The sequence below is a fragment of the Pantoea phosphatilytica genome, from assembly GCF_051025615.1.
GTDB lineage: Bacteria > Pseudomonadota > Gammaproteobacteria > Enterobacterales > Enterobacteriaceae > Pantoea.
Genome location: NZ_JBPFDF010000011.1, coordinates 1 through 4,961 on the forward strand (window position 1 = coordinate 1; position 4,961 = coordinate 4,961).

The window sequence follows — 4,961 nt, forward strand, 5'->3', positions numbered from 1 at the left end:
CGGTGGTCCCACCTGACCCCATGCCGAACTCAGAAGTGAAACGCCGTAGCGCCGATGGTAGTGTGGGGCCTCCCCATGCGAGAGTAGGGAACTGCCAGGCATTGTATAAGTGAAGAAGCCCCGCACGGAAGTGCGGGGCTTTTTTACGTCCGTCGATCGTGAAAAACCTCAGCCTGATCCCCGAAAACAGCCTGAGAACCCCTCTCTGATACGGTAAACTAAGGCCAGATAACTCAGTAAAGGCCGTCAAATGTCCAGCCAGAATCCTTCCTTAAAAGCCGACAATACACTCGGGCTTGAAGTACATACACAAAAACGTATCGTCGCTGAGACGCCAGCGGCCATTCTGGCGGCCTGGCAGGCCAGTCAGCAGGATCAGACACCCTTCCTGGTGCTGGGCGAGGGTAGCAATGTCCTCTTCCTGGAGGATTTTGCCGGCACCGTCGTACTAAACCGTATTCAGGGCATCCACATTCAGGATGACGATAAACACTGGCGATTGCATGTCGGTGCCGGTGAGAACTGGCACCAGCTGGTTAAAAGTACGCTGGAAAAAGGGATCACTGGTCTGGAAAACCTGGCGCTGATCCCGGGAATGACGGGCTCTGCACCCATTCAGAATATCGGCGCTTACGGAGTGGAATTAAAAGATGTCTGCGAGTATGTCGATGTTCTGAATCTGCACAGTGGCCAGACAGAACGTCTCGATTGCAAGGCGTGTGAGTTTGGCTATCGCGACAGTATTTTTAAGCATCGCTATCAGTCAGGCTACGTGATCGTCGCAGTAGGGTTCATATTGCCTAAGCAGTGGCAGCCGGTACTGACCTACGGCGATTTGAAGACGCTCGATCCGCTGACTGCCAGTGCCTGGGATGTCTATCATGCGGTGTGTCAGATGCGCCAGAGCAAGCTACCTGACCCAAAAGTCACCGGCAACGTCGGCAGTTTCTTCAAAAATCCGGTCATCTCCGGGGCGCAGTGCCGCTCACTGCTGGCGCAGTTTCCGGCGATGCCACACTATCAGATGCCGGATGGCGAAACCAAGCTGGCCGCAGGGTGGCTTATCGACCAGTGCCAGCTGAAAGGTTATCGCATCGGTGGTGCGGCCGTTCATCAGCAACAGGCGCTGGTTCTGATTAACGCCGATAACGCCACCTCAGAGGACATCGTGGCGCTGGCTAAAGCCGTACGCGCCCGGGTAGGTGAAAAGTTTGATGTCTGGCTGGAGCCTGAAGTGCGCTTCATCGAGGCTCAGGGCGAGTGTAATGCCGTCGGAGTGATCGCATGAAAGACCACAGTGTCCCGCTGAAGCTGGTCGATATTTTATCTGATGGTGAGTTTCATTCCGGCGAGCAGCTTGGCGAAACGCTGGGGATGAGCCGGGCCGCCATTAATAAGCATATCCAGACGCTGAAAAGCTGGGGACTTGACGTTTTTACCGTAACAGGAAAGGGCTACAGCTTCTCTGCACCGATCCAGTTGCTGGATGAGACGCTGATCCTCTCACAGGTTAAGCAGGGCAACGTCTCGGTGATCCCGGTCATTGATTCGACGAATCAGTATCTGCTGGAGCGGATGCATGAACTGGCGTCCGGTGCTGCCTGCATTGCTGAATATCAGCAGGCCGGTCGCGGACGTCGTGGCCGTCACTGGTTTTCTCCCTTTGGTGCCAATCTCTATATGTCGATGTACTGGCGTCTGGAGCAGGGGCCAGCTGCGGCGATGGGGCTGAGCCTGGTGATTGGAATTATCATGGCGGAGACATTGCGTTCATTAGGTGCCGATGACGTCCGCGTTAAGTGGCCCAATGACATCTACCTGAAAGATCGCAAACTGGCAGGGATCCTGGTTGAATTGACAGGTAAAACCGGCGATGCTGCACAGATTGTCATGGGTGCCGGAATTAATCTGGCGATGCGTTCAGCCGATGCATCCCAGATAAATCAGGGCTGGATCAATCTGCAGGAAGCCGGGGTCAGCGTGAATCGTAATGAACTGGCGGCCCGACTGATCAACAGTCTGCGTGACGCCCTGCCGCTCTTCGAACAGGAAGGATTAACGCCCTTTATCGCCCGCTGGGCCGCGCTGGATAATTTTATCAACCGGCCGGTTAAGCTGCTTATCGGCGAACGGGAAGTGCATGGTATTGCGCGTGGCGTGGACAGTCAGGGTGGCCTGCTGCTGGAACAGGAGGGTGAAATCAAATCCTGGGTTGGCGGTGAAATATCGCTGCGGCCGGTCTGAATTAACGAGCCTGCATTACTGCAGGCTTTCTTAGGGTAGCGGCTATTTACGCAAGCGAACCCTGTCGACTGCATGATCACCGCTTTTGGTCATAATCAGGCTGGCCCGTTCGCGGGTCGGCAGGATATTTTCCTGCAGGTTAAGCCAGTTAATTTCTTTCCATAAATTTCCTGCAACTTCGATCGCTTCCGCTTCTGAAAGCCGGGCATAGTGATGGAAGTAGGAGTCGGGATCGGTAAAGGCGCCCTGACGGAATTTCAGGAATCGATTGATATACCAGCTTTGCAGGAGATCTTCTTCCGCGTCCACATAGATAGAGAAATCGACAAAGTCTGACACAAAGACATGGTGGGGATCGTGCGGATAATCCATCCCGCTCTGTAATACATTCAGGCCTTCAAGAATAAGAATGTCAGGCTGCTGAATCACTTTATCCCCGTCGGGGATGACATCATAAATCAGATGCGAATAGACCGGAGCGGTGACCTGGCTGGCACCCGACTTTAAGTCAGACACGAAATTAACCAGCCGGTGCATATCATAGGATTGCGGAAACCCTTTCTTCTTCATCAGGCCGCGCTCTTTCAGCACGGCATTAGGATGAAGGAAGCCATCCGTGGTGATTAATTCCACCTTACGGTGTTCAGGCCAGCGGCTCAGCAACGCCTGCAATACACGCGCCGTGGTGCTTTTCCCGACGGCTACGCTGCCCGCAATGCTGATGATGTAGGGTATCTTCTGGCCATTCGTGCCGAGGAACTGCTCCAGTACCGCCTGCCGGCGAACATTCGAACTGATATAAAAGTTAAGCAGACGCGAAAGCGGCAGATAAATCTCTGCGACCTCTTCCAGTGAGAGATCCTCATTAATACCTTTCAGCTGCGCGATCTCATCTTCTGACAGTGTCATAGGAACAGAATCACGTAATGCAGCCCACTGCTCGCGAGTGAACTCCAGATAAGGCGTTGTCAGGGGTGTCGTTTTATCCATAAGCATGCATCTGACCGCAAATTCAATGCAATCAACCGCGTGTTATCCGATAAGCAGGACAGCACAGGTGAATTGAATCACGAATCGCTGGTTTATCAGTGAGAACAATGGGCTGGAGGGTATCACCAGTATGGCTTTCAACAGAAGTAAAAAGATAGAGGCGATCTCGCTTTCGTCGGCATAACCACAAAACGTTACGATAGTCGCTGTTTTCACCTGTCGGGGCTTGTTTATTCCGTTGCAGCGCCTCACAGCGGCAGTGTGACGTTATTCCCTTTTATCTGACTTCGGGCCTCTCCTGAGGACGTGAACGCGGGAGAGGGGGGCACAGAAGGGCAGGGGGAAGACAAAACCCGATGCCGGACGACATTCCCGGCAAAACCCTCTGTCTTTCTGACACTGTCCGTAACAGTGGCATCAAAAAAGCGGCTCCATTTTCTGCTGAAGCGCGACGGTGAATAAAAAAATGAGGCAAATTGGTTTAAAAAAGCATCATTCAGTTCAAACAGGCAAAATAAAAGCGCGAGCGGTGGATCATTTATCTGTCAGAAAGGGCGTTTTTGCGCGGAGTGCCTCGCTGGCCATAACCGGCTGAACCGGGAAAAACAGGGCCGGATTGCACAAATATTCTGCAGGAAATCGCGAAAATGCGACGATTTGCACAAATAGTAAGCGATAGAAAAAAATATGCGATTTTTTAGTTGCATCCGACGCCCGACCTTCCTAGAATGCGCACCACTTGATGCCGGCTTAGCTCAGTTGGTAGAGCAACTGACTTGTAATCAGTAGGTCACCAGTTCGATTCCGGTAGCCGGCACCATCAAGTAGGTGGGATTCCCGAGCGGCCAAAGGGAGCAGACTGTAAATCTGCCGTCACAGACTTCGAAGGTTCGAATCCTTCTCCCACCACCATCTCAGCCTCACGGTTGAGTACAGATAGACAGCCTGTTTATCTGTCAGGTGAGTCATATATCACCCTGAATTCAGACTGAGCGTTAGCGAAGTCAAAGCCGGTCAGCTTCGCTGGCAGGCAGTAGATAACAGAGAGTCATTCTCTGTTTTCTGCAAGCTACAGAAAGAACAGGTAGCCGAGTTCCAGGATGCGGGCATCGTATAATGGCTATTACCTCAGCCTTCCAAGCTGATGATGCGGGTTCGATTCCCGCTGCCCGCTCCAGATGTGCTGATATGGCTCAGTTGGTAGAGCGCACCCTTGGTAAGGGTGAGGTCCCCAGTTCGACTCTGGGTATCAGCACCACTTCCTTTAATCTCCCTCCTGATTTTCTCTGTAACTTCCTTGCAGTCAGGCGTTGCCTGGTTAATGTGATGATATCATTGATATATCCGTGTCTTAGAGGGACTAGCGATGGCTAAAGAGCAATTTCAACGTAACAAACTGCACGTAAACGTGGGCACCATCGGTCACGTTGACCACGGTAAAACCACCCTGACTGCAGCTATCACTACCGTACTGGCTAAAACCAACGGCGGCCAGGCGCGTGCATTCGACCAGATCGACAGCACCCCTGAAGAAAAAGCCCGCGGTATTACCATCAACACCGCTCACGTTGAGTATGAGACTGCTTCACGTCACTACGCTCACGTTGACTGCCCAGGCCACGCCGACTATGTGAAAAACATGATCACCGGTGCTGCGCAGATGGACGGCGCGATCCTGGTTGTTGCTGCGACTGATGGCCCGATGCCACAGACCCGTGAGCACATCC

4 protein-coding genes, 4 tRNA genes and 1 rRNA gene are annotated in these 4,961 nt (G+C 52.8%); 8 read left to right on the forward strand and 1 reads right to left on the reverse strand.

Going from position 1 to position 4,961, the window contains the following annotated elements; all coding sequences use genetic code 11:
• The 3 genes from rrf to birA form a co-directional block, all read left to right on the forward strand.
• A 5S ribosomal RNA gene (gene rrf / locus ACR6AS_RS20405) occupies positions 1-100 on the forward strand; the annotation flags it as partial.
• A gap of 150 nt (positions 101-250) precedes the next feature.
• Entirely contained in the window at positions 251-1,288 is a 1,038-nt protein-coding gene (gene murB, locus ACR6AS_RS20410; RefSeq protein ID WP_418804281.1) for a UDP-N-acetylmuramate dehydrogenase, read from the forward strand.
• A complete protein-coding gene (gene birA, locus ACR6AS_RS20415) occupies positions 1,285-2,244 on the forward strand; it encodes a bifunctional biotin--[acetyl-CoA-carboxylase] ligase/biotin operon repressor BirA (protein ID WP_367395989.1) in 960 nt (319 codons plus the stop codon). The genes murB and birA overlap by 4 nt, the downstream gene beginning before the upstream one ends.
• A gap of 42 nt (positions 2,245-2,286) precedes the next feature.
• Here the strand turns inward: birA and coaA are convergent, their stop codons facing one another.
• A complete protein-coding gene (coaA, locus tag ACR6AS_RS20420; RefSeq protein WP_111142217.1) occupies positions 2,287-3,234 on the reverse strand; it encodes a type I pantothenate kinase in 948 nt (315 codons plus the stop codon).
• A gap of 744 nt (positions 3,235-3,978) precedes the next feature.
• Here coaA and ACR6AS_RS20425 point away from each other — a divergent pair.
• The 5 genes from ACR6AS_RS20425 to ACR6AS_RS20445 all read left to right on the forward strand — a co-directional run.
• Positions 3,979-4,054, forward strand: a tRNA-Thr gene (locus ACR6AS_RS20425).
• A 7-nt stretch (positions 4,055-4,061) separates the two neighbouring features.
• Positions 4,062-4,146 (forward strand) — tRNA-Tyr (locus ACR6AS_RS20430).
• A gap of 190 nt (positions 4,147-4,336) precedes the next feature.
• A tRNA-Gly gene (locus tag ACR6AS_RS20435) sits at positions 4,337-4,411 on the forward strand.
• Positions 4,412-4,416: 5 nt separating this feature from the next.
• Positions 4,417-4,492: transfer RNA gene (locus tag ACR6AS_RS20440), tRNA-Thr, on the forward strand.
• A gap of 108 nt (positions 4,493-4,600) precedes the next feature.
• Positions 4,601-4,961, forward strand: a 361-nt coding sequence (locus ACR6AS_RS20445) for a GTP-binding protein (protein WP_181161971.1), incomplete at its 3' end; no start/stop codon positions are given.